The organism is Ruegeria sp. CL3 (assembly GCF_056536505.1).
This window is the reverse complement of record NZ_JBQFPT010000012.1, coordinates 38,469-61,660: the sequence shown is the minus strand read 5'-3', so window position 1 is coordinate 61,660 and position 23,192 is coordinate 38,469. Positions and strand designations below refer to the sequence as shown.

Annotated in this window: 22 protein-coding genes and 1 pseudogene; 8 read left to right on the top strand and 15 right to left on the bottom strand. The window is 59.2% G+C overall.

The annotated features are described in order from the left end of the window. Nucleotides 1–51: 51 nt before the first annotated feature. Entirely contained in the window at nucleotides 52–1,359 is a 1,308-nt protein-coding gene (gene hslU / locus ACR0NO_RS17535) for an ATP-dependent protease ATPase subunit HslU (protein ID WP_480672960.1), read from the bottom strand. A 203-nt stretch (nucleotides 1,360–1,562) separates the two neighbouring features. Here hslU and ACR0NO_RS17530 point away from each other — a divergent pair, with 203 nt between their 5' ends. Together ACR0NO_RS17530 and ACR0NO_RS17525 are read left to right on the top strand one after the other, a co-directional pair. Continuing rightward, nucleotides 1,563–1,961 (top strand): DM13 domain-containing protein, encoded by a 399-nt coding sequence (locus ACR0NO_RS17530; protein ID WP_480668747.1) that lies wholly within the window; start codon nucleotides 1,563–1,565, stop codon nucleotides 1,959–1,961. Between the two features lie 105 nt (nucleotides 1,962–2,066). Then, on the top strand, nucleotides 2,067–3,308 hold the full coding sequence (locus tag ACR0NO_RS17525; RefSeq protein WP_480724893.1) for an MFS transporter: 1,242 nt from the start codon (nucleotides 2,067–2,069) through the stop codon (nucleotides 3,306–3,308). Here the strand turns inward: ACR0NO_RS17525 and hslV are convergent. Beyond that, complete coding sequence (gene hslV / locus ACR0NO_RS17520) at nucleotides 3,297–3,857, bottom strand: ATP-dependent protease subunit HslV (protein WP_480724892.1); 561 nt, start codon at nucleotides 3,855–3,857, stop codon at nucleotides 3,297–3,299. The two genes, ACR0NO_RS17525 and hslV, sit on opposite strands and share 12 nt — an antisense overlap. A gap of 197 nt (nucleotides 3,858–4,054) precedes the next feature. Here hslV and ACR0NO_RS17515 point away from each other — a divergent pair, with 197 nt between their 5' ends. After that, the gene (locus tag ACR0NO_RS17515) at nucleotides 4,055–4,249 is read left to right on the top strand and encodes a DUF1127 domain-containing protein (RefSeq protein ID WP_170380185.1); all 195 of its coding nucleotides are present in this window, start codon (nucleotides 4,055–4,057) and stop codon (nucleotides 4,247–4,249) included. Between the two features lie 58 nt (nucleotides 4,250–4,307). Here ACR0NO_RS17515 and ACR0NO_RS17510 read toward each other — a convergent pair whose 3' ends face one another. From ACR0NO_RS17510 to regB, 10 genes and pseudogenes are all read right to left on the bottom strand, one after another. Next, a complete protein-coding gene (locus tag ACR0NO_RS17510) occupies nucleotides 4,308–4,670 on the bottom strand; it encodes a Lin0512 family protein (protein WP_480724891.1) in 363 nt (120 codons plus the stop codon). Further along, nucleotides 4,667–5,017 (bottom strand): Lin0512 family protein, encoded by a 351-nt coding sequence (locus tag ACR0NO_RS17505; protein WP_170470648.1) that lies wholly within the window; start codon nucleotides 5,015–5,017, stop codon nucleotides 4,667–4,669. Before ACR0NO_RS17505 ends, ACR0NO_RS17510 begins: the two co-directional genes overlap by 4 nt. Before the next feature lie 80 nt (nucleotides 5,018–5,097). After that, a pseudogene (gene trxA, locus ACR0NO_RS17500) lies at nucleotides 5,098–5,439 on the bottom strand (thioredoxin); the annotation flags it as partial. A 39-nt stretch (nucleotides 5,440–5,478) separates the two neighbouring features. Then, nucleotides 5,479–8,838 carry a double-strand break repair helicase AddA gene (addA, locus tag ACR0NO_RS17495; protein ID WP_480724890.1) on the bottom strand — a complete coding sequence of 1,120 codons (3,360 nt, stop codon included), beginning with the start codon at nucleotides 8,836–8,838 and terminating at the stop codon, nucleotides 5,479–5,481. Next, nucleotides 8,835–11,759 (bottom strand): double-strand break repair protein AddB, encoded by a 2,925-nt coding sequence (gene addB / locus ACR0NO_RS17490; RefSeq protein ID WP_480724889.1) that lies wholly within the window; start codon nucleotides 11,757–11,759, stop codon nucleotides 8,835–8,837. Before addB ends, addA begins: the two co-directional genes overlap by 4 nt. Beyond that, complete coding sequence (locus tag ACR0NO_RS17485; RefSeq protein WP_419740600.1) at nucleotides 11,752–12,438, bottom strand: nucleotidyltransferase family protein; 687 nt, start codon at nucleotides 12,436–12,438, stop codon at nucleotides 11,752–11,754. The genes addB and ACR0NO_RS17485 overlap by 8 nt, the downstream gene beginning before the upstream one ends. Next, nucleotides 12,435–13,439: an aminoglycoside phosphotransferase family protein gene (locus ACR0NO_RS17480; RefSeq protein ID WP_419740601.1), complete on the bottom strand. Its 1,005-nt coding sequence runs from the start codon at nucleotides 13,437–13,439 to the stop codon at nucleotides 12,435–12,437. Before ACR0NO_RS17480 ends, ACR0NO_RS17485 begins: the two co-directional genes overlap by 4 nt. Next, complete coding sequence (gene tsaE, locus ACR0NO_RS17475) at nucleotides 13,436–13,909, bottom strand: tRNA (adenosine(37)-N6)-threonylcarbamoyltransferase complex ATPase subunit type 1 TsaE (protein ID WP_480724888.1); 474 nt, start codon at nucleotides 13,907–13,909, stop codon at nucleotides 13,436–13,438. The genes ACR0NO_RS17480 and tsaE overlap by 4 nt, the downstream gene beginning before the upstream one ends. Before the next feature lie 41 nt (nucleotides 13,910–13,950). Further along, nucleotides 13,951–15,459, bottom strand: a complete 1,509-nt coding sequence (locus ACR0NO_RS17470; RefSeq protein WP_480724887.1) for a PAS-domain containing protein — start codon at nucleotides 15,457–15,459, stop codon at nucleotides 13,951–13,953. A gap of 66 nt (nucleotides 15,460–15,525) precedes the next feature. After that, complete coding sequence (gene regB, locus ACR0NO_RS17465; protein ID WP_480724886.1) at nucleotides 15,526–16,923, bottom strand: sensor histidine kinase RegB; 1,398 nt, start codon at nucleotides 16,921–16,923, stop codon at nucleotides 15,526–15,528. A 90-nt stretch (nucleotides 16,924–17,013) separates the two neighbouring features. Here regB and ACR0NO_RS17460 point away from each other — a divergent pair, with 90 nt between their 5' ends. Beyond that, complete coding sequence (locus tag ACR0NO_RS17460; RefSeq protein WP_170550914.1) at nucleotides 17,014–17,640, top strand: SCO family protein; 627 nt, start codon at nucleotides 17,014–17,016, stop codon at nucleotides 17,638–17,640. Nucleotides 17,641–17,721: 81 nt separating this feature from the next. Continuing rightward, the gene (locus tag ACR0NO_RS17455) at nucleotides 17,722–18,276 is read left to right on the top strand and encodes an ActR/PrrA/RegA family redox response regulator transcription factor (protein WP_050604676.1); all 555 of its coding nucleotides are present in this window, start codon (nucleotides 17,722–17,724) and stop codon (nucleotides 18,274–18,276) included. 44 nt (nucleotides 18,277–18,320) lie between these two features. Here ACR0NO_RS17455 and ACR0NO_RS17450 read toward each other — a convergent pair whose 3' ends face one another. The 3 genes from ACR0NO_RS17450 to ACR0NO_RS17440 all read right to left on the bottom strand — a co-directional run bounded on the left by ACR0NO_RS17450 (nucleotide 18,321) and on the right by ACR0NO_RS17440 (nucleotide 20,419). Next, on the bottom strand, nucleotides 18,321–18,680 hold the full coding sequence (locus ACR0NO_RS17450) for a CHAP domain-containing protein (RefSeq protein ID WP_480724885.1): 360 nt from the start codon (nucleotides 18,678–18,680) through the stop codon (nucleotides 18,321–18,323). A gap of 474 nt (nucleotides 18,681–19,154) precedes the next feature. Beyond that, the gene (locus tag ACR0NO_RS17445) at nucleotides 19,155–19,709 is read right to left on the bottom strand and encodes an SEL1-like repeat protein (protein WP_170640817.1); all 555 of its coding nucleotides are present in this window, start codon (nucleotides 19,707–19,709) and stop codon (nucleotides 19,155–19,157) included. 116 nt (nucleotides 19,710–19,825) lie between these two features. Next, nucleotides 19,826–20,419, bottom strand: a complete 594-nt coding sequence (locus ACR0NO_RS17440) for an HD domain-containing protein (RefSeq protein WP_480724884.1) — start codon at nucleotides 20,417–20,419, stop codon at nucleotides 19,826–19,828. Nucleotides 20,420–20,620: 201 nt separating this feature from the next. On the opposite strand from ACR0NO_RS17440, the gene ACR0NO_RS17435 reads away from it, so the two are divergent. The 3 genes from ACR0NO_RS17435 (at nucleotide 20,621) to ACR0NO_RS17425 (ending at nucleotide 23,189) form a co-directional block, all read left to right on the top strand. Beyond that, nucleotides 20,621–20,935 (top strand): hypothetical protein, encoded by a 315-nt coding sequence (locus tag ACR0NO_RS17435; protein WP_170380174.1) that lies wholly within the window; start codon nucleotides 20,621–20,623, stop codon nucleotides 20,933–20,935. Between the two features lie 105 nt (nucleotides 20,936–21,040). Beyond that, a complete protein-coding gene (gene ahcY / locus ACR0NO_RS17430) occupies nucleotides 21,041–22,429 on the top strand; it encodes an adenosylhomocysteinase (RefSeq protein ID WP_170492011.1) in 1,389 nt (462 codons plus the stop codon). Nucleotides 22,430–22,442: 13 nt separating this feature from the next. Further along, a complete protein-coding gene (locus ACR0NO_RS17425) occupies nucleotides 22,443–23,189 on the top strand; it encodes an extensin-like domain-containing protein (RefSeq protein ID WP_480724883.1) in 747 nt (248 codons plus the stop codon). Nucleotides 23,190–23,192: the final 3 nt, after the last annotated feature.

The window sequence follows — 23,192 nt, the reverse complement described above, 5'->3', positions numbered from 1 at the left end:
GCCGGAACGGAAATTCGCCGCCAAATCGGCGGCGAAATACAGCTAGATTTGTTACAATACGTAACGGCTGAGGTCAGCTGATTTCGTCAACTCACCCAGATTGTCATCTACGAATTGCGCGTTCACCGTGATCTCGGTTCCGGCCTGATCGGGCGCGGTGAACGAGAGTTCTTCGAACACACGCTCCATCACCGTGTAAAGCCGCCGCGCGCCGATGTTTTCTACGGTTTGGTTCACATCCGCTGCAATCTTGGCCAGCGCCGCGATGCCGTCATCGGTGAAGCTGACGGTGACCTCTTCGGTGCCCATAAGGGCGGTGTATTGGAGGGTCAGCGCGTTGTCCGTCTCGGTCAGGATGCGGACGAAATCCTCTTCTGTCAGCGCGCGCAACTCCACCCGGATCGGTAGACGACCCTGAAGCTCGGGCAACAGGTCCGAGGGTTTGGCGATATGGAACGCGCCCGAGGCAATGAACAGGATATGGTCGGTTTTCACCGGGCCATGTTTTGTGGACACGGTCGTGCCCTCGATCAGAGGCAGCAGATCGCGCTGCACCCCTTCGCGACTGACATCGCCGCCGCGCGCTTCTGCGCGCGCGCAAACCTTGTCGATCTCGTCCAGAAACACGATGCCGTTCTGTTCGACCGACTCCAGTGCCACGCGGTTGACGGTTTCGTCGTCCAGCAGCTTGTCGGCCTCTTCCCCGATCAACAGGTCATAGCTTTCGGCCACTGTTACTTTCTTTTTAACCGTGCGGCCGCCAAACGCCTTGCCGAAGATATCGCCTAGATTCATCATGCCCATCTGGCTGCCGGGCTGGCCGGGTACGTCGAACATCGGCATCGGGTTTGAGGTGTCCGAGACTTCAAGTTCGATCTCTGTGTCGTCCAGCTCACCCGATTTCAGCTTTTTGCGGAACATTTCACGGGTCGCTTCGCGGGCATCGGTGCCAGCAATCGCTTCGATCACGCGATCCTCGGCGGCCTGATGGGCGCGGGCTTTCACGTCTTCACGCATGTATTCGCGGGTCTGGATGATCGCGGCATCGGCCAGATCGCGCACGATCTGTTCCACGTCGCGACCGACATAGCCGACTTCAGTGAACTTGGTGGCCTCGACCTTGATGAAGGGCGCGCGGGCCAGTTTGGCCAAACGGCGGCTGATTTCGGTTTTTCCGACGCCGGTGGGGCCGATCATCAGGATGTTCTTGGGGTAGACCTCATCCCGGATATCATCGGCCAACTGCTTGCGTCGCCAGCGGTTGCGCAGAGCCACGGCCACGGCGCGTTTGGCGTCTTTTTGCCCGATGATGAAGCGGTCCAGTTCCGAGACAATCTCGCGCGGGGTCAGGTCGGTCATATGTGTTTTATCCGTCTGTTTCGAAGCGGAACCTAATCATACGTCGCGAAAACACAAGCCGATCACGAAAACATCACGACAACTCACAGAAGACACACGGATATTCGTAGTGATGTGAATCGCCATGCGAGGGTCGCGTGCGGCATAAAAAATGGCGACGGGCACACAGGCCCGCATCTATCTTATGGAGATACCGCATCATGATGACTCGTCGTTCTCTTTTTGTGAAAGCTGCTGCCACCGGCGCGGCCCTTACCTTGGCTAGCACCACCAGTGCTGTGGCCGGTGGAGCCAAAAAGAAAGGCACGTTCGAGGGCCGTTCGAACCACATCACCACCGGTTCGGTAAAACTGGTCAAGGATGGCGACCGCTACATCGTTGAACTGGGCGAGGACTTTTCGCTGGACAACGGCCCCGACCCGCGCGTCGCATTTGGGAAAGACGGCACTTACGCCCCTGACAGCAAACTCGGCGCGCTGCTGCACCTTGCAGGTAAGCAATCCTATGCAGTCCCGCCGACCATGGATGTGTCGGGATACAACGAAGTATACATCTGGTGCGAGGTCGCCGGAGTACCTCTGGGCGTAGCATCGCTGAAGTAATCGCGCCGTCAGAGGTCGGGTTCTCCGGCCTCTGACACATCGTTAGGTAACGGCACAACTGTCTGTTACACTCGCCCCAAGTTATTGGAACCGGGGGCGTTTTTCATGACCAAGATTGCCAAGATCACCCTGCTGTTTGTGGTGTTTGTGGACCTGATCGGACAGGGGCTTGTCTTTCCGATCATCAACTCTCTGATTATGGAGACGAAATCCGGTTTTCTGCCTGAAGGCACACCCGACGGCCGTCGCCATTTCTACTATGGGCTGGTGATTGGGTGTTTCTTCCTGTCGTGGTTTCTGGGGGTCGTTTACGTCTCGAAAGTCTCGGATTCCATTGGGCGCAAGAACGCGCTTCTGGTCTGTCTGGGCGGAGCGTTGGCAGGCTACGCGATTACGATCGCCTCGCTCTACCTCGATAGTCTGTTGCTGCTGATCCTGGGCCGGTCGATCACTGGTTTTACGGCTGGCAATCAGCCCATCGCTCAAGCGGCGATGATTGACGGTAGCACCGATGCTGCCGATCGTGACCGCAATATGGGGTATATCGTGACCGGCGTCAGCTTTGGCCTTGTCGGAGGGCCGATCATCGGCGCCGTCCTGTCGGACTCTGCCCTACTGGGCAGCTTTGCCACGCTGAGAACACCCTTCTACGGTGCCTTCGTTCTGGTGCTGATCGCCATTTTCCTCGTGCTGGCCTTCTTCAAGGACACCCGCAGCGAACGCGCGCCCTTTGTCTTTCGTCCGCGCGATATCACCGACAGCCTGATCGCTGTGCGCGGTCACCCGATGGTCCTGAAAATTCTGCCGGTCTACTCGTTCTTCATGATCGCCAACGTCACCTTTTATGTGTTCGTCGACAATTTCCTGACCAGCCGTTTCGGCTATGGCGTAATCGGAGGCAGCATGGCTATGGTCGTCATCGGCTTTGCGCTGGCCTTTTCCAGCACCTTCCTTGTGAAACCCGCGCAAGAGAGGTTCAGCAAGCACAAGATCATCTATGTCTCACTGATCACAATGGTGATCTGCGGCTTTGCGTTCGCCTTCAGCCCCAGCGGCGCGCTGAGTTACGTTCCGGTCTTCTTCTTCTACTTCTTTTTCGGTGTTTCATACCCGACCCTTCTGGGCCTGTTTTCGTCCAGCGTCAGTGAGGCGGATCAGGGTTGGGTCATGGGTGTGACCACCGCAGTCTTCTGCCTGGCCGGAGGGATCATGTCCCTGATCGGCGGCGGGCTGATGAGCATTGACATCCGCGTGCCCTACTACATCGTGATCATCGCCGCGATCTTCGGCCTGATCGGAATGCACCGTCGCTGGAAAGGCAAAGAGATCAAGGCACTACTGACCTGAGATCTCCTCGACCGTCAGGTTGCCGTTGGTATAGACGCAAATATCTGCGGCAATCGCCATGGCTTCGCGTGCAACTGTTTCGGCGGGCTTGTCGCTGTCCATCATCGCGCGCGCAGCGGCGAGGGCGAAGTTGCCGCCCGATCCGATGGCGGCCACGTTGTGCTCCGGCTCCAGCACGTCCCCTGCCCCGGTGATCACCAGCAAGTCCTTGCCATCGGTGACGATCAGCATCGCTTCCAGCTTTTGCAGGTATTTGTCGGTGCGCCAGTCCTTTGCCAGCTCGACTGAGGCGCGCGCCAGTTGGCCCGGGGTGGCCTCAAGCTTGGCCTCCAGCCGCTCGAGCAGAGTGAACGCATCCGCCGTCGATCCGGCAAAGCCTGCCACAACCTCGAATCCACCGGGTGACAGGCGGCGGACCTTGCGGGCGGTGCCCTTGATCACGGTCTGACCCAGGCTGACCTGTCCGTCCCCGGCAATCACCACCTGGCCGTCTTTCTTGACGCCAATGATCGTTGTGCCATGCCAACCGGGAAAATCGCTGTCTGCCATCAGGGCCTCCGTTCATCACTGGGACCCTATATGGGCCGGAGCCAGCGCCAACGCAACTGTTCACAAACTGCCCAAAAGATATGCAAGAAACGCAGATCGGGTCTACCAGACTGGCAATTGTGAGACTCAGACCCCTGCACTACATGAGGCTTACAACCGACATTGGGTCGGCTGTTTCAGTTTGAAGGACTGCGCAAATGGCAAATACTGCACAAAACACTGCGCCGCTCGGAGCAGCTACCATCCTGCACGTAGTGGACGCGTTCACTGTGGCTTTCGAAAAAGCGGTTGAGTGGAACGAAACTCGTAAGACACGCAAGGCGTTGTCGCAACTGAGCGACGCTCAGCTGGAAGATATCGGTCTGACCCGCAAAGACATCATCACCATCTGATCCGTTTCAGATCAGCCGTAGTAAAGATGAGCCGCTCGTCCGAGCGGCTTTTTCTTTTTCATACTAGCCTGTATTTCCCCGACATATCAGGCAAATAGGCCTCAACCGCTGCGGTTGCGATAACGTGACGGGTGCCTGCATCGCTATCCTCGACGTCCAGCCCACCAAACACAGCCCGCACCTCGGCCCTGCCCCGCGGCAAATCCAGCGCGACCAGATCGCAATCCACGGCCTCGGGCTCTTGCACGCCAATTGTCACCACGACGCGCATCTCTTTGTGGTCCACGCCCAAGCGCGAAAACAGAGTGATCGAGGAATGATGCAGCGCATCCTGTACTGCCCGCCGCGCGGCCTTGGTATAGTCCTGCCCATAGAGGTCGTTGCCGGTGCCCATCTCAAGAATGATACGTTTCTCACTCATTGCACGGGCTCCATGTCGAATGAAACGATGATGGCGGCGCTTGCGATCACCGTGTGGCCATCGGCATGCGGTTTGTCGATGTCCAGCCCACCTCGGGTGACCGTGATGTTCGGTTGACCATAAGGGAACACGGCCTTCAGCGCCTCACGGTCCACTTTATCGGGTTGCTGCACGCCGATTTCGGCATCAATGATCATCGCCTCTTTGGGAAAATCGAACAGCTCAGCCATATTGACCGAGTTGTGCCACAGCGCATCCTTGATCGCGCGCAAGGCGGCCTCGGTATAATCCTCACGCCGCAGGGACGTGCCCATACCAAACTCCACAAGTACTCGTGTTTTTGCCATCAAAACCTCAGGGTCAAAAAAGGGTCATAAAAAAGGCGCCCGGTTCGGGGCGCCTTTGAATATTCGCATTCCAATCCTGATCAGATGGATTCGTCGATCCAGCTTTGCAGCGCCGCTTTGGGTGCTGCGCCCGCGCGGTTCGAGACAACCTGACCGTCCTTGAAGATGAACAGCGCGGGGATGCCGCGCACGCCCATCGCAGCGGCTGCGTTCGGGTTGCTGTCCACGTCCACCTTGGCGATTTTCACCTTGTCGCCATACTCAGCGGCCAGTTCTTCCAGTGCGGGGCCGATCTGTTTGCAAGGACCACACCATTCCGCCCAGAAGTCCACAACCACGGGAACGGTCGAGTTCTTGACTTCGGCATCAAAGGTATCGTCGGTAACGGCTACGGTCGACATATTCTGTCTCCTGAATGGGGTAAACTCGGGAAAGGAACGTAGGTGCCGCGTCGGGTAAGGTCAAGATATCTGGGCGCGGGTCAGCGATTGCGTCACAAGATCGTGTGGCAGCCACATCAACGCGGCCGTCCGCGTCCACAGGATGGCGGTACGGATGGTTTTGTCCGGGTAAATCTGGCTTAACGCCTGCGCGTAGGCCCCCATCTGTCGCAACAGGCCTTCGGGGCAGGCTTCAGTCTCGTCGGGCACCGTGGTATTTGTTTTAAAATCAACCACATGCACCTCGGTATCCGTTATGATCAGCCGGTCGATGACACCATGCATCCGCCTTCCGTTCAGTTCGGCTGAAACGGGAACCTCGGTCAGCGCATCCGACGCGAAGACTGGTTGCAGGTGATCCGCTGTCAGTACCTTAGTGACCTCAGACAACAACTCGGCCCTAGTCTGTTCTTGCATATCGGGTAGAACCCGCGCGCACAGCATGGGCCAGTCATCCTGGGGCGCGGCGGGAAGATGTTCCAGCAGCAGGTGCAATCGGGTGCCGCGCAGCTTTGCGGCCTCTTCATCCTGCCCCGCATCACCGGGCAGCGCTTTTGCCCCGCCAAGATCTGAGGGGCTGAGGGTTTCTGGTTCCGAGGGTGGATCCTCGGCGGGATGCTTGAAGTACGCAGGCAGGTCCTGACTTGGCTCGGCGTGTTCGCTGCGTTCGACCAGCGGCAACCCCTGCCAATCGCCATGGGCCAGTCGCCGTGTCAGCGACCCCTCTATCTGTGTCGCGCCTGCGCGCTCCATCGCGGCGTCGACCATCTGATACCAGCTGGTTCCATCCTTCCCGACATCCCCAGCAGCGGCCACGATTAACCACTTTTCTGCCCGTGTTAGAGCCACATAGAGCAATCGAAGGCGCTCATTTTCCTCACGGTTTCGGGCCTCCTCGCGGGCGCTGGAGATCAACTTGGGCGAGACATCGGCAGATACTTTCCACAGGGGCGTTCCATCCGCCACCATGATCTCGGCATCGCGCGGGGCCTGCCGTTTGCCGGTATCCGGCAGGATCACGATGGGCGCTTCCAACCCTTTTGAGCCATGCACGGTCATCACGCGGATCATGTTACCTACGCCGCTCATCTGGCGTTTGATCTCCAGATCGTCGGTCTGCATCCAGACCAGAAAGCCGGTCAGGCTGGGAATATCGGTTCGCTCATAAGCCAAAGCCTGCGAGAGTAGCGCGTTGATCCCATCCTCGGCTTCGGCACCCAGCCGACCCAGCAGCTTTCGCCGTCCGTCATGGCGGGTCAGGATGCGTTCGATCAGGTCATAAGGCCGCAGAAAGTCGATCTGTCCGCGCAGATCGTTGAGGATCGCAAGCGTTTCGGGAAACTCGTCCGAGCGATTGCGCAGCGCGGCCCACAGGAATTTCTCTTGCCGGCGATGGGCCAGATCGAACAGAGCCTGCTCGGACCAGCCGAACAGAGGGGATTTCAGGACCGTCGCCAGCGACAGGCTGTCTTCGGGCGTGGCCAGAAAGCTCAGCAATGCCGCCAAATCCTTCACCGCCAGCTCGGCGCCGACTTTCAAACGGTCGGCCCCGGCGATGGGCAGATGCAGGGCTTTGCAGGCGCGGATGATCTCGGCAAACAGGTCCGAGCGGCGCTGGACCAGGATCAGGAAATCCCCCGGCTGAACCTTACGGCGCACGAATGTGCCGGGCGTTTCGCCATCCTCGGGGATTGTGGCCCCAGTGTCGATCATGTGCTTGATAGACTGCGCCACCTGCTCGGCCAAAATGACGGTATGATGGCGCGACCCGGGCCGATCCACCGGATCGGTCCAATCGCCATCCTCCTCATCCTCGACCTTTTCCACCACGGGCCAGAGGTCTACGCGTCCCGGCAGGTCTGACTTGAACGCACGGTGCTGGCTTTCCTTGTGAAACCCGGCCTCGGCCTGATTTTCGAACAGAAGGTCAACCAATGACAGGATCGCACTGGAGGATCGGAATGAGTATTCAAGCGTCGAATCCCAAAGTTTAGAGCCTGATTCTTCCAGCTTTCGCCCAAACTCGGCCTGCATACGGTCAAAGGCTTGCGGGTCGGCGCCCTGAAAGGAATAGATCGACTGTTTCTTGTCGCCGACCACAAAGATCGTGCGTTCAACCTCGGATCGGGCCCCTTCCCCGCTGGTGAATTCCTGCGCTAGCTTCTCGACCACGTCCCATTGATCCGGGCTGGTGTCTTGCGCTTCGTCCACCAGAATGTGGTCGATGCCGCCGTCCAACCGGTACAGAACCCATTCCGCGACCGCCGGATCGTTCAAAACCTGTCGCGCGCGCAGGATCAGGTCGTCAAAGTCCAGCCACCCGCGCAGCTGCTTACGGCGTTCATATTCCGGCAGGAAAGCTGCAGCGAAGCGATGTAAAACGGTGGTTTTTTGCGCAGCAACCAGAGCCAGCCGTTGTTCGCGCGCAGTCTCAACCCGCAACATCAGCGATTCCAGCTGTGGCATGCGGTCCGCCAGAGCGCCTTCGCGCAGGGCTTTGGTTGGGAAACCGTTGATCTTGGCGGTGAACGGCTCCTTCGCGCCCTTGCCCGTAAGCAAGACGCCTTCCAGCGTTGGCAGATGGGTCAGTTTTGCCTCGGTGAATGCTGCGAGTTTTGCGGCGGCCTTGGCATTGTTGCCGCCGCTTTCGATCAGTGCAGGCAACATGGATTGGATCAGATCAACCTCACCACCCAGAAACACCTGCCCCGCAAGGGTGTCGTCGTCAAAGCCCTCCGGTAGGCCAAACCGCTGAAGTAGATCCGCACGCTGCAAGGGCTGCGCGAACAGGTTCCGCTTTTGCGTCACCGCCGCGGTCAGCCTGTCAAACCCGGTATCGGTGACGAACCGTGCGATATCCTCGATCAAACCGCCCTGAGGGCCCTCGGCGAAATCCTCGATGATCTCTTCGCGTAACAAGGCGGCGGCACGGTCCTCCATCTCGGCAAATTGCGGGCTAACACCGGCCTCAAGCGGGAAGCGACGCAGCAGTGAAGCGCAGAAAGAGTGGATGGTCTGGATTTTCAACCCACCCGGCGTTTCAATCGCGCGGGCAAAAAGGGTGCGCGCCTGCGCCAGTCGGTCCGAGTCGATTGCGCCTTCGACGCCCAGATCTGTCAGTTGCGCCAACAGCGGCGCGTCCCCCAGCATCGCCCATTCCCCAAGCCGCTTGAAGAGCCGGTTCTGCATCTCGCTGGCGGCGGCCTTGGTGTAGGTCAGGCAGAGGATGTGCTGCGGTTGCACCCCGCTCAGCAGAAGACGCGCCACGCGGTCGGTCAGAACGCGGGTCTTGCCCGACCCGGCATTCGCTGCCAACCAGGTCGAGGCATCGGGGTGTGCGGCCTGCACTTGCCGCTCGGTGGCGTCGTTCCGGGCGCTCATGTCAGGTCCTCAGGGAGGGTTTCGGCGGTGCGGTCCCATTCCCCGAACCGGGCCAGATGATCGTAGTCGCCGATATCGGTGTCCTTGTGCAGCATGCGGCGCGATGAGAAGCCTTGATCAGGCTCTAAATAAGAGGAAATCAGCTCTTTCAGCTCAGCCAACACCTTGTCGGTGGGTTCTTTGGCAAGCGGAGCCGCGACCTCTTTGTAGCTGCCGCCCATACCGATGAAGATCGCCTCGGCCACGTCTGTGGGGTCGATCCCTTCGATTGCACCTTGCTCGGCCACGGCGGCTTCGATCAGCAGCTGTTTGTCGAACTTTGCCTGCTGGCTTTCGGTCGGAGGCGCGCCGGTTTTGTAATCCACAATCCGCAACGCACCTCGGCTGTTGCAATCGATCCGGTCGGCCCGTCCAGCGATGGTGAAATCCAGAGGCTCCAACACCAGTTTCATCACGGCCTCAAACGCGACCGGGCCACCGTCGCCCCGGCGATTGACCTCGGCACTCAGAAAGTCGTCTGCAATCCGTTCCAGCCGCGCCAGCCACAGTTTACGGGCGGTTGGCCAGGCGACGTGTGTTTCTAGCAGATCATGGGCGCGTTTCAGGAAGTTCTCGCGGGTCAGCAAAGCGGTATCCAGCACGCTGTCCTTGACGAAATGCTCCAGGATTTCATGAATCACGATCCCGCGTAGCAAGGCATCGGGGGCCTGCACCAGCGGATCGAGCGGTTTCAGACGCAGCACATGTTTGGCGTAAATCGCATAAGGGTCGCGGATCAGGCGCTTGATCTCGGTGACTGAAAGGCGTCGTGGTCGGGCGGCAACCGGAGGTTTGGGCGAGGGGCGATGCGCTGCCTCTATCCGAGGGGCTTGCTCCAGTGTTTTAGCCCAGTTCAGATAGGTCCGACCCCGCGCGCGCATATCCGATAGCGCCGCTTGGCCGCCTTGGTCAGGCAGGCCCTGCAAGAGGTTGGTCAACCGGTTCAGCCAACGCGAGGGCACGGTTTCCGCATCGTCCGAGCGGGTGGCGCGGGTCAGCCAGACCTCGGGCGCGCCGATGGCCTGTTGGAAGTCATGCGCTGAAAGCCCGATCCGACGTTCGGGCAGCAGCAACCCCGCCTTGTCGCGCATCTGGCGGTTCAGCCATGGGTCCGGCGCTGGGGCTTCAGGCCAGCTGCCCTCGTTCAAACCGCCGAGGATCAACAGATCCGCACCCTGCACGCGGGCCTCGAGCGTGCCCCAGATCATGATATGCGGGTGCGGGGCGTCGCGGTCGCGGACTTCTTCTCCGGCCAGAAGCGCGCCCAGCAGATCGGCGAAGTCATGGGCGGTCATGGGGCCGCCGTGATGCGCCTCATCCCGCAAATTGGTCAATACTGACAGGGCCTTTTGGCCCGCGTTCTTGTCCCACAAAGTGCCTTGATCGCCTGCATGTCCGGCCGAGATCGCCTCGGACAGAGACAGCAATCGGTAGACCCATTCGGTCAGGGGGAGTTCCCCGGCGATTTGCTGATCGCAGAAATGCGCTTTGACCCAGCTTACCCATCCTTCGGGCGCTTCGGCGCGGATCGCGGAAGCGGTAAGGCTGGCTTGGTCCGGGAATGGAGGGCCGTGGCGGCGCAGGTCCAGCTCGAGATCGCGGGTATGCAGCAGATGGGTCCCGCGTTCCCCTCCGTCATGGCACAAGGGGTGTTTCAGCAGCGTCAGTAGCGCCTCACCCTCCAGACGGCGGGCAAACAGGCCCGCGACATGGCGCAGAAACCGGCCGGGCGGAGATAGTTGCAGCGGCAGACCGGCGCTATCATCGGGTAGGATGTTCCAGCGATCCAATGCCGCGCTGACCTGCCGGGTCAGCATCCGGTCAGGCGTGATCAAGGCGGCGGTCTGGCCCGTCTCAGCCGCCTGCCGTAGTCGAAGGGCGATGGCGAGGGCTTCGGACCGGGGCGAGTCTGCCTCGACCAGTGTCAGGTCGCGCGTGGCCCGGTCCAACTCGGTCAGCTGTGGGCCCTCGGACATCCACGCGTCGGTGATGGGGGCAGGTCGCAAAGCCAGCGAAACCAACCGGTTACGCGCGGGTGAGGGCGGTTTTTCATCCGTCCAGGGCAGGATTTGGTCGTGCTCCAACCCCAGCGCTCGCATCAATTTTCGGAACCGATATTGCGGGTGGTCCTCAGAGGTCAGCGCCTCGTCCAGACGGTCCCAAACGGCGCGCGGCTGGTCGAAATCATAGCCCGGCAGGATCAAGGCCCCTTGTGGCAGGCGCGCGACGGCTTGCATCAGCATCAGCGTGGTGCCGCGCGATCCGGTCGAGCCCGCGAGAATGACGGGATGTTGCGGAGGAGCCTCCTGCCAGCGGTCGATCAGATTTTCGACCACACGACGTTGCCGCGCCTGTGCATCCATCGCCTGATCGCTTGCATCGACAAAGTGATCCGCGATGCCGATAAACGCCTGCGCGCGGGCCCAATGGCCGGACATATCGCTGACATCTAGTTGGCGGATCGCGTCGGGGGACACGCCCTCGCCCTGCATCTCATCGATCAAGGCAGCGAGACTGTCGGACAGGTCAAACAGCGAGGCCCGTGCGGCCAGATCAGGCTGCTGGTCCAGCAGTTTTGAGATCAGCTGAGTCAGCTCCAACCGCCGTCTCAGCGGGGGTATGGCGGGTGGAATCTGCGCCAGATCAACGCTTTCGCCCAGATCGGTGACCAGAGAAAGCCGAGGCAACAGGCATGGCGCCCCCTGATTGAACAGGTCGCGCACCCGTCGGGCCATCCGGCGTGTGTTGACCACCAATTGCACACGGGCGAGCGCGTGCGGAGGGCCGGAGGCACGCTGTCGTAGCCCGGCAACAAGCGCTTTGGGAAAATCCGTGCCCGGAGGAACTGCGAACACCCGTGGATGAGCGCTGAGGTCAAACATCCGCCAGCATCCCCTCAGCCAGAACGATCCCTTCGGGGCGTCCGACATCGCACCATCGACCGGGATACTCCAGCGCAAACAGGCGGTTGCGGTCGTGCATCTGGTTCCACAACAGGTTTAGCGAGAAGGCCTGTTCTGCGATGTGCCGCAGTCCGTCGGTTTTCAGAATCTGCACGCCGCCATAGACCAGACCCGGACCTCGCGTGATCCGGCCGTCGGCATCAGCGGTAAAGTCCCCTTCGCCCGCATGCCCGATGGTTTGACCAATCGGGACGCACATCAAAAGCGCATCCATCCGGTCCGGGTCCCATGACTGTTGCAGTAGGCTCAGCGGGTTGGGACCGGCCCAGATCGCATCGGTGTTCATGGTGAAAACCGGGCCTGTGCCAAGCAGAGGCAAAGCCGCCCGCAAGCCGCCGCCGGTTTCCAGAATCTCGGGTGTTTCATGCGAAAGCAAGATACCTTTGGGAGCTAGATGCGCCTGCAACTGATCGGCGTGATAGTGGAGGTTTGCAACCACACGGGACGGATGAACGGCATCCACCAGCGCAAGCGCGTGGTCGATCAGCGGGCGCCCGGCGACCTCAATCAGAGGTTTTGGCCGGTCCTTGGTCAGCGCGCCCATCCGGGTGCCGAACCCGGCGGCAAACAGCATCACGGCATCGGGAGATTGGCTCATGACGCTTTCAGCCTTGCGAGGTTTTCTGCGGTTGGTTCAGGCAGGGCGTCGCGCAGGATACCGGCAACCGGGATCAGCGCGGGATGCTCCAGATCGCGCATCAGATGCGCCCATGTGGCGGGGATCAGCTCGACGTAATGTGGCTTGCCATAATCCGTGGCCAGCCGGGCGAAAACACCCAGAATACGCAGGTTTCGTTGCGCGCCCAGAACGCTGTAAGCGGTCCGGAAATCATGGTCATCCATGCCGGAGGCCGCGATATAGCGATTGACCATTTGCATTTCGATTCCGGTCGGCACGGTCCTGCGCACATCCTGCAAGAGCGAGACCAGATCATAGGCCGGGTGCCCAAGCATCGCCAGTTGGAAGTCAAGAAGCCCGACGCGCTGCACGCCCTCACGTTCTGGCAGCCAGATCAGGTTTTCGGCGTGGTAATCCCGCTGAACGACGACTTTGGTGCTCGAGGTCTCCTGCAGCAGGATATCGGCAAAGCGCAGCTCGAACCTCTCCTGCGCGTCTTCATCATGGTCGCCCAGAATGGCCTGCGCGTATTTCGTGAAGGCCAGAGCGGCCAGCTCAGTCATCAAAGTGGGGTCGTATGAGGGCAGGGGCAGGATCGGGGCCTCATGCAGGTGCAGAAGAACATCAGTCGCTGCCTCATATAAGAGGCGTTCCTGGCTCGGGTCCTTGGTCAGAACGCGTGAAAATAGATCATCGCCCAGATCCTCCAGAACCAGAAACCCGTTCTGATTGTCCTCGGCGTAAATCTCGGGTGCGCTGAGGCCGACCGCGCGCAGATGGTTCGCGATCCGGACGAAGGGCTCGACATCTTCTCCCCGATCCGGCGGGGCGTCCATCAGAACCGCCGTGCGACCAGTCGCCGGATCAGTCAGACGCTCATACCTGCGGTTCGAGGCATCACCGGCCAAAGGTGCGCGCGTGGCATTGGCCCATGGCGTCTGTGCAATCAGGGCCTCGGCCAGCACAGTGCGATCTGTCATAGAGTATTCTCCAGTTTCCCAAGCCATTTCGGATCAGACCAGGACAGGGTCAGATGGCGCGTCTCGGTTTCAATCGGGTCGGTTTGGAAGGCAAGCGTCAATGCGGTGTCGGGGGTCAACGACCCAAGTTTGTCGGGCCATTCCACAAGACAGAGCGCAGTGTCGAAGGCTTCAGTCAGGCCCAGCTCGTCAACCTCATCTACCGAGGTCAGCCGGTAGAGGTCACAATGCCAAATCTCGCCGATCTGCGTGTCATAGGCCTGCACCAGTGTGAAGGTCGGTGAGGGCACATCCTCGGGCGGGTTCATCAGAGACTGGATGAGGCTACGGGCAAAATGGGTCTTGCCGCTGCCGATCTCACCTTGCAGTAGCAATACATCCGCAGGTCTCAAGGTCGCGCCAAGACGCACCGCGAAATCTGCGGTGTCCAGAGGGCTTTTCAGGGTGAGAGAAACAGGTGCCGAAGTCATGGCGCCACAATGGACCTGCGCCCCAGCGGCTGCAACCCGGTTCAGGCGCTGATCTGGGCCATGGGTTCGGTGGTCAGAGAATTGCTTGCCGTCGCAAAGCGCACGATCGTGGCACCGTTCTGCATGGGCATAACGGTACAGTCCAGTGCGGTGCCGTTGCGCATCTGAATCTCGGCGCTCCATTCGGTGCGGTCATCGCGCATGTCCACGAAATCGCGGATCTCTCCCAGGACCGGGGTAGCGACGCAATGATCCTGCCAGATGCGCGTGACCTCGGTTACCGTTTCACTGTGAAATCCGGCCTCTTCCTGCGTTCCCCAAAGCCGCTGGTAGGCGTAGTTGGTTAGGGCCAATGTGCCGTCTTCGGAAAAGACCGCGATCGCGTCGGCCAGCTTGTCGAGGATGGATTGCATCAGGTCCATCTCGGACCGGAACCGCCGGGTCAGGGTGATCTCGGCGGTGATGTCTTCGAACAGAAATGCCACGGCGCCATCGGGATGCGGGCGGCCGCTGACCGAATAGACCGAGCCCGAGGGCAGGGACCATGTTTCCTGATAGTTCCCGTCTTCAGCCGCCTCGAGCAGATCGTTCATCTGATTGCGCCACGACCGGTAGTTCTTGGGCTCGGGCATCATGTGCTGATCTCGCAGCCGGTCAAAAAAGCTAGAGATATTGGGACGGCAGCTGAGGAAATCCGGCGGCAGGGTAGTCAGGTCGATCAGCGCCGGGTTGAACAGGGCCAGTTGACGGTTGCGGTCGAAAATAGCCAAGCCGATCGACAGCTGCGCAAAGGTCTTGGTCATCGTCTGCACGAATTTGCGCTGGGCGGTTTCGGCTTGCACAATCGCATTGATATCAACCGCATAGAACAGGCGACCTTCCGTGTGATCCACCTGAGTAAGGTCGAACCACAATTTGCTGTCGCTTCCGGCCACGTCGATCGAGACGCGGGATTTCCCGCCGCGTAGCGGTTCGGCCCCGATGTCCGGGAACAGCGATAGGGTCAAGTCAGCATCCAGCCCGCGCGCCTTGCGAACAAGGGCGACATAGGCCGCGTTGCACCAGCGCACGCTTGCGTTCTGATCCAGCAGCCAGACCGGATAGGGTGCCTGATCCATCGCTAGCCGGATCGGATCATTCGGATCCCGCAGCTTGGTTTTCTTTTCTCTTGCCGGTTCGTGCAGTTGAATTCGAACGATCCCGTCAATCCATTCGCAAAGAACCTCACGCTCAACCGTGCAGTCGATGGCTGAGACAACCAGATTGCCCTGATCGCGCACGAGGTCAGGCGTTTCCGGGAAGGTCGGAAAGTCGCGCTGCAACAAGCGTCGAAGATCGCTCCAATCTGCAACATGTTCGAAACCGGCCAACGCTATATCAGAGTGGCTGATCAGGCGGTCGCCATCGAACAGAAAAACGGCGTCGAACAGGGAGCTTGCAGTGAACATGCCATAGCTGTTGTCCTGTCGGGCACGACGCGGCAGTAGCCACATGACCGCAAAACAGCACGAGACCAAGCTGATCGCGGCCAGAATGATCCAGTCTGCCATCTTCTCCCCTTACGACTACGGAACCCCGACGCAAACTATGGCGAAAATGGTTAACCGTGTCTTAACTCAGACCTGGATAGGCTGGTTGCGCCCGGATGGTACCGGGGTATCGCCCTGTTGCGCGTCGATGCGATTGCGCGGCCATTCGACCTTGACGATAGCACCCCGGCGGTCAGGCTTGTCGGAGAGGTGCTGATACGGGTCCGAGCCGTTGGCAAATTCCAGATCCGCCCCGCTGCGTTCCAATAGGGTTTTGGCGATGAAAAGGCCCAGACCCATACCCTCATACTCGGGGCGCGCGCGCTGGTCTGTTTCGGCCCGTCTGCGCCGCATCAAGGGGTCACCAATCCGCCCAATCAGATGCGAGGGGTAACCGCGCCCGTCATCCATGATACAGACGGCGATCTTGTCCGAGGTCCATTCCGCCTCGACCCAGACATTCGCGCGGGAGAAATCCACCGCATTCTGGATCAGGTTGCGCAGCCCGTGAATGATCTCGGGTTTGCGCAGGATCGACGGTTGTTGCACATCGCCATCCTGCACTGGGCCTTCGGCGAAATGCACGGTTTTGCCCCGGTCGATATGCGGCTCGGCCGCTTCATGGACCACTGTGGACAAGGGCGCCTGACGCAGATGCAGATCGTCTTTGCCAGCGCGTCCCATATCGCGCAGGATGTCCCGGCATCTGTCCGCCTGCTCACGGATCAAGGCTGCGTCTTCTTTCAGTTCGGGGCGGTCGTCGAGCTCCTCGATCAACTCGGAACTGGCCAGTTTGATCGTCGCCAGAGGGGTCCCCAACTCATGCGCGGCTGCGGCGACAACACCGCCCAGATCGGTGAGCTTCTGTTCGCGCGCCAGCGCCATATGCGTGGCCGCCAGCGCCTCGGACATTGAGCGCGCCTCGGAGCTGACACGGTGCGAGTAGGCCCCGATAAAGACAATAGCGATAATGATCGCGGCCCAGTTGCCGAACAAAAGAATGTCGGGGATCTGCAGGACCAGGCCAATCTCGGTCCGCAGGGGCAGGTGGAATTCAGCCAGAAGTGTGGCCAGCGCAATTGCCACGGCCCCCACGATCAGCGTTGAGCGGGTGCTCATGACATTTGCCGAGATCGTGACCGGACCCAGCAACAGCAGGGCAAATGGATTGTTCAATCCGCCGGTCAGATACAGCAGGATCGCCAGTTGAAACAGGTCGAATAGCACCATCAGGAAGTTCTGAAACTCGGTCAGGCGTTTGTTCTGCGGGAACAGGAAGCTGGCAGTCAGGTTGCCGATTACCGAAACGCCGATCGCCAGATAACACAGGGTGACCTCAAGCTGCACATGATAGCTGTGCTGAGCCACCGTGATGGCCGTGATTTGGCCAAAGATGGCCACCCAGCGCAGCAGGATAAGGGTGCGCAGCCTGATCCAGCTGCTGCGTTCCTGACCGCCCCATAAACTCTGGTTGGATTCCGCCATTGGTCACTTATGTCCTGTTGCATCGGCTGATCATCTTGATAGGTGTCCCGACCGATACGATCAACAACCCCTTGCACACGGAAAACGATCATGACCCGCCTGTATGCTATTCTCGCAGCTGTCGTTCTTGCTATCGGCCTTGGCGCCATGTGGCTTTTGACAATGGGGTCCGGGTCAGATGACAAATACGCCCAATGCCGGTCCAGCCAGATCGCGGGCGGAACGGCGGCGATTGGCGGTCCGTTCGAACTGGTCAATAGCAAGGGCGAGACGGTCACCGACAAAGATGTGATCACCGAGCCAACACTGGTCTATTTCGGCTATACGTTCTGTCCCGATGTCTGCCCGTTTGACATGTCCCGCAACGCTGAGGCAGTAGACATTCTGGCCGAGCGTGGACAATCCGTGACACCGCTGTTCATCTCGATCGACCCCGATCGCGACACGCCTGAAGTGGTCGGAGACTACGCCTTTAACCTGCATGAACGTCTGATCGCTCTGACCGGTTCACCCGAGCAGGTCAAGGCCGCCAGCCAGGCCTACAAGACCTACTACAAGGCCCATGACAAAAGCGACGAATACTATCTGGTCGACCATTCCACCTTCACCTATCTGGTCACACCCGAAGATGGGTTTCTTGAGTTCTTCAAACGCGAAGACACAGCGCAGCAAATGGCAGACAAGGTCGGCTGTTTTTTGGACCAAGCCGGGTCCTGACAAGCCAGTTTGACCTTTGGCCCCGCGCTGCTATTACTTCTAGGTAAAGCCAAAGGCATGAAATAGCGGAAAGACTCAACGATGGCAGACAGTTCTCAGCTTGATATCGGCCCCGATAAATCTCTGCTTCTGGTGGATGATGACGAGCCGTTCCTGAGACGACTTGCCAAAGCTATGGAAAAACGCGGTTTCGAAGTTGAAACAGCAGGTTCTGTCGCCGCAGGCCGCGCCATTTCCACCGCTCGTCCGCCGGCTTATGCGGTTGTCGATCTCCGGCTAGAGGATGGCAACGGTTTGGATGTCGTCGAAGTACTGCGTGAAAAGCGCCCGGACAGTCGAGTCGTGGTGCTGACCGGCTACGGGGCCATCGCCACAGCCGTCGCCGCCGTCAAGATCGGAGCAACCGACTACCTGTCCAAACCCGCCGATGCCACAGACATCACCAACGCGCTGCTGGCCAAAGGCGACGAACTGCCCCCGCCGCCGGAAAACCCGATGAGCGCGGACCGCGTGCGGTGGGAACATATCCAGCGGGTCTATGAGCTGTGCGATCGCAACGTCTCGGAAACCGCACGGCGGCTGAACATGCACCGTCGGACGTTGCAGCGAATTTTGGCGAAGCGAAGCCCGCGGTAAAAAGCAGAGCCTTCAATAGTCTGTTGAGAGGGTAGTCTTTCGGGCTACTCGCCAGACTTCGGATAGATGAACCCGTTCACCGGGTACAAACTGCCGTATTGCCCCGGAACGCTCTCGACCCGGACCAGTGTCCAGTCATTGTTCTTGGAGACATCTTTCACGCCCATTTTCAATGACACTTTGTTGCGGTGCCAATTGGCGTGGTTCACGATGACGACTCGGTCGCTAACAACATCGGACACGACCGCCACATGGCCCAAAGGCATCCCGCGCGTTGCCCGAAACGACATGACCGAGCCGACAGCCGGTTCGTTGCCTCGCTCAAACGCACTGCGCGCTTTGCCCCACCAGTCCTTGGCATTGCCGCGAATGTGGATACCGCTGAGGCTACGTGCGTAGGGCACGCACCAAACCCGTTGCCCTCGAGCCTGCTTTTGCGAGACCTCTTGCAGCGCCATTGACTGACGTTCCGGATCAAGTTGCACATCGGTTGGGCCATGGGCGCACGCAGAGACCAGACTCAGAAGCCCCACCGCAACTGCGGTTCGCGCGCCGCCAGATAAGCGCGGCCAATTGGTGTCCGTTTTGCGTTTGCCCGTATTCAAGAATCTTCACTGCCCATTTTGAAGACACGCAAGTTTTAGGGGCATCTGATGTGTTGTGAAAAGAGGCTTGTCAGTACGTGGCAAGATTTCGCCTGTCCTCAGCTACATCGCTAGGACAATCAATTGAGATTGTAGTCGTATCTGCAACCGAAGTATTGGTCTCTGCGCGTCGCGAGATTGTCCGAATCCGTACGGCGTCTGATCATGAACCGCCGGACATCGCAGCAGAATCTGTTGAGACACTGCCACCGGTAGCCATTAGTCACCCTGCCTTTAGAAAAGCGGCGCGTATTTCCAATTGTCGGCATCCGGGGTCACCTCGTCCAGATCGTAGCCTGCATCCTGAAGACGCTTTGCAATTGCAAGGCCTTCCCTTGCGGCCTGATCGACATACTGACGACCCAAAGCCTCGTTCTGAGTTGCACCATGTCCACGCATTAGGTTCAGCCCGTGATTGAAGCGTCCCACCGGGTCACCCGCTTCTGCCGCCTTGCGGTCCCATTGGGCTGAGGCATCAGGGTTGTATTCGCCGCCCAACCCGTTGTTTTCCAGTTGACTCATCCAGGTCATAGCTTTGGTATAGCCCGCATCCGCGCATTGCTTCGTCAGCCGTCTCGCCAACTCGTGGTTGTCGTTCTTTGTGACATTTATACCGAGCGAGCAGGTAATTGAGTCGATAACGCCCATCTCGATTTTGCGGGTTAGCATCTCACGACCCGTATCCTGTGGGTTGAGAATACCAAGATCGTCTTCAACGGTTTCAGGCGGTTCCGCCAGAACCAAGTTTGCGCAAAATACCAAACATGTCACCAGTGCAAGGTGTCTCATCCCGGGTCCTCCTTTTATGAGGATACCATTTATCTTGATTCCGATCACTACTGTTAAGGTCGTAGGTGGCATGAGCCACACGCCGCGAAAGCCGTGTCGCTACAGCCAATATCGCATCAAAGCTCACCTATCAGTGCTGCATGCCGCTGCGTGTAAGCCGTCCTTACTTCAACTGGCGGCCTTAGCCTGATCTCCAACCCCTCCATCACCGCCCGATCCGGACGACCGAAGAACTTCGTCGCCTCAGCCTCGGAAAAGCCCGCGATCTGGGTGGCCTCCATCCAAGCGCTGATCTTGTCTGCCTTCTTGATCTGCCGTTTTACCGATTTAGGCACCTCGGCGGGAAGTCCAAAGCGAATATGAATCGCTGCCGCCAGACGGTCATCCAGTGCGCCGTAGTCCGGGCCTACGGCGGATTTGACGGGGGAAATCATGTCTCCGATCACGTATTCCGGCGCGTCGTGCAGCAAAGCTGCCAGCCGCCATTTCACGGGCGCTTTGGGTGCAATACGGCCAAAAAGGTCTTCGACCAAAAGTGAATGCTCGGCCACAGAATAGGCGAAATCGCCGGCCGTTTGCCCGTTCCAACGCGCCACAAAGGCCAGGCCATGGGCGATATCCTCGATCTCGATATCGACAGGGGTCGGATCCAGCAGGTCTAGCCTGCGGCCCGACAGCATCCTCTGCCATGCGCGGGGTTGTGTTGCCATTCTGCCATGCCTTGTGAAGTGGGACACAATAAAACCAAATTGTTTCTGCTATGATGTACCTGTCAGGATCACCAGCTGCCAACGTTTTCTTGAGCATTCGTGCTTTGAAACCACACCAACTGATCCCGACATTTAAACCGAGGGGGGCACTGGCTTCTCCCGGTGCGCTCCTCTCACAAAGTGAAACGAAAGGAGTTTGCTATGTTCAAACGTATATTTGCAGTCGCCCTGACCTTTGGCATGGCCGCCACGGCCCCGCCCGCCTTTGCCCAGAATTGTGCAGAGCGCGAGCATGTTGTTGATAAGCTGCAGAAAAGCTACTCGGAAGAGCTGGTTTTTGGGGGTTTGCAGAAAACACGCGGCGCGCAGTCGGTCATGGAGGTCTGGACCTCACGAGAAACGGGTAGCTACACCGTTTTGGTGACCCATGCGAACGGCTTAAGTTGTATTGTCGCTGTTGGCACCGATTTTTTCGAAGCGATTCCGAAGGTCAAGGTTGACGGCACGCCCAGCTGATTTTTGCGGCGCAAAATCCCGTTTTCGGTCATCCACATTGCCACCTGCCCCAAGGGATGTTAGGGGCAGCCGGAACTGTGATTGACCGCAAAAATGGAGCGCCTGATGGCCGGGGACTATATCGTCAAAGACATTTCGCTGGCCGGGTTTGGCCGCAAGGAACTGGATATCGCCGAAACTGAAATGCCGGGCCTGATGGCCCTGCGTTCGGAATATGGTGAAAGCAAGCCTCTGAGCGGTGCGCGGATCGTTGGGTCGTTGCACATGACCATCCAGACCGCCGTTCTGATCGAAACGCTGGTTGCCCTGGGCGCGGATGTGCGCTGGGCGTCGTGCAACATCTTCTCGACCCAGGACCACGCAGCCGCTGCGATTGCCGAGGCGGGTATCCCTGTCTTTGCCATCAAAGGCCAGACGCTGGAAGAGCATTGGGACTACTTGGACAAATCCTTCCTGTTCGAAGATGGCCCTAACATGATCCTGGACGATGGCGGCGACGCGACGCTGTATATCCTGCTGGGCGCCCGTGCCGAAGCGGGTGAAGACATTATCCCTGTTCCGGGTTCGGAAGAGGAAGAGGTGATCAAGAAGCAGATCGCCAAGCGTATGGCGGCTAGCCCGGGTTGGTTCACCAAGATGCGCGACCAGATTCAGGGCGTGTCCGAGGAAACCACCACCGGTGTGAACCGTCTGTATCAGCTGGTAAAAGACGGCCATCTGCCGTTCCCGGCGATCAACGTGAACGACTCTGTCACCAAGTCGAAGTTTGACAACAAATATGGCTGTAAGGAATCCTTGGTTGATGGCATTCGCCGCGCCACCGACACCATGATGGCCGGTAAGGTTGCCGTGGTCTGCGGTTACGGCGACGTAGGCAAAGGCTCGGCTGCCTCGCTGCGCGGTGCCGGTGCCCGCGTGAAAGTGACTGAGGTTGACCCAATCTGCGCCCTTCAGGCCGCGATGGACGGGTTCGAAGTCACCCTACTGGAAGACGAAGTTGCCAGCGCGGATATCTTCATCACCACCACCGGCAACAAGGACGTGATCCGTATCGAGCATATGCGCGCGATGAAGGACATGGCCATCGTCGGCAACATCGGCCACTTCGACAACGAAATTCAGGTGGCCAGCCTGAAGAACCACAAGTGGACCAACATCAAGGAACAGGTGGATATGATCGAGATGCCCTCGGGCAACCGTATCATTCTGCTGTCCGAAGGTCGTCTGCTGAACCTCGGCAATGCCACCGGTCACCCGTCCTTCGTGATGTCGGCCTCCTTCACCAACCAGGTTCTGGCGCAGATCGAGTTGTTCACCAAGGGTGACCAGTACGAAAACAAGGTCTACATCCTGCCCAAGCATCTGGATGAGAAAGTGGCCCGCCTGCATCTGGATCGTATCGGCGTGAAGCTGACCAAGATGGACAACGAACAAGCGGCCTATATCGGTGTTGCGCCGGAAGGCCCCTACAAGCCCGAGCACTACCGCTACTGATCGCGGATCGGGTATGACCAAACATTCAGGACGCCGCCGGATCTTGTATCTGGCGGCGTCTTTCTTTTCGATCATCGTATTTCTATTTCTTGTTGGGTCGGTCGGGTATGTGTTGCTGTCGCATCCCAAGTCACCGCTGCCCGACCACTGGAACCCCCTGCGGGATTTGACCCTGACTGCACCGGTCACACCCGTTACCAAGTATCAGTTGAACCGGGCATTGGCGGATGAGGCGCAATGCCGGGCGACGCTGTCTGAGGCCGGTGTTGCGTTTTCAGAGATAGAGGATCTGGTGATCGACCAGAACTGCAGCATCTCCGGGCGGGGTGAGCTGTCCCGGTTGGTCAGCGCCCGCGTCAGCGGGGTCGAGACCCGCTGTACGACGGCCCTGCGTCTGGCGATGTGGGAGCATCACGTGGTTCAGCCCGCCGCGCAGGAACTGTTGGGTACTCAAGTGCGCGCCTTGCGCCATCTAGGCAGCTACAACTGCCGCCGTATGCGGACCGCGCAGGGTGAGAACAGCGGCTGGAGCAGCCATGCAACAGCGGATTCGATTGATATCATCGGGGTGGAATTGGCGGATGGGCGGACGCTCAGCCTGCTTCAGGATTGGTCCACGCCGGGACCTGAGAGTGCTTTTCTACATCGGATCGGGAAAGGGGCCTGCGACTGGTTCCGCGTGGTATTAGGCCCAAATTTCAACCGACTGCACGCGGATCATTTTCACCTACAAGGCCCCGGTTGGGGCTATTGTCGATAGGTA